1 pseudogene is annotated in these 1,269 nt (G+C 56.7%); it reads left to right on the top strand.

Annotated features, from left to right (window positions below):
- Positions 1–1,269 (top strand): annotated as a pseudogene (locus tag ACO0K9_RS27930) (hypothetical protein); the annotation flags it as partial.

The following is a 1,269-nucleotide window of genomic DNA, read 5'->3' as shown; positions in this document are numbered from 1 at the left end:
AGGCATTTTATGTCGGTGGCACCTACGTCAAGTACCAGGGGCAGCTCTACAAAACCCGCTGGGACACCATGGGTAGCACCATGACCGGCACGGATCTGGATGCGGCAGCGGTGTGGGAACCGGTTGCCGGTACGGAAGGCTATAGCCTGTGGCAAGCCAACCTGACTTACCACGGTGGCACTGCAGTGGTCAGTAATAACCAGACCAGCTACACAGGTGGTGAAGTCGTTGGGTATGAAGGGCATTTGTGGCAAGCCAACTGGTTCAATGTCGGCTCTGTACCAAGCAGTGCCAGTGGGTCGCCGTGGACTGATCTGGGGGTGATCGGGGGGGCTGCACCAACCACACCGCAAGTGCCACAATGGGACGCTACAGCGTATTACCCTAGTGGTTCAGTCATCGAATACCAGGGACAACAATACAAAGCGCGTTGGGATACCATGGGTAGCACCATGACTTCATCCGATCCGCTTGAGGTCGAGGTGTGGCGTGCTTTGCCGAACCAGGATGGCTATAGCAACTGGCAACCCACCATCACGTATTGGGCTGGTGAAACCGAAGTCGTCGGCGGCCAGACGGTCAACGTTGCTGCTGAAGTTGTGGCCTATAACGGTCATCTGTGGCAAGCACAGTGGTTCCATGTGGGCATTCCTCCAAGTGCTGGCAGTGGTTCGCCATGGAAAGATATGGGCTTGATTGGTGCCACCGCACCAAGCGGACCGCAAGTGCCGCAATGGGATGCTACCGCCTATTATCCAACCGGTTCTATCATCGAATACCAGGGCCAGCAATACAAGTCCCGTTGGGACACCATGGGCAGCAGCATGACCTCTGCCGATCCGGTGGAAGTACAAGTCTGGCGTGCCTTACCCAATAAGGATGGCTATAGCGTCTGGCAGGCGGGTATTACCTATAAAGGCGGTGAAACCGAAGTCGTCAATGGCCAGACCGTCGATGTGGCACCAGAGATCGTGGCCTACAACGGCAAACTCTGGCAAGCACGCTGGTATAACAATAATTCTGCGCCAATGGATGATAGCGGTGCGCCCTGGACTTTGCTGGGCGATGTCCCGGCTTCCAGCAATACACCGGCAGACCCACCGCCGGTAGTCATCCCCCCAGTCGTCATCCCCCCAACTCCAACCCGCACCACCTACGACCTGCTACCGATGCTGACCGCATCAGCCAATGACCTCATCAGCCGCAGCTTCTATGATGCAGCCGGTCATCTGAGTAAAACCGTCAGTGCCGCCGGTCTCGTCACTGAAT

Source organism: Undibacterium sp. Ji50W (assembly GCF_049340445.1).
In the GTDB taxonomy this organism is placed as follows: domain Bacteria; phylum Pseudomonadota; class Gammaproteobacteria; order Burkholderiales; family Burkholderiaceae_D; genus Undibacterium.
This window is presented reverse-complemented; position numbering and strand designations above follow the sequence as displayed.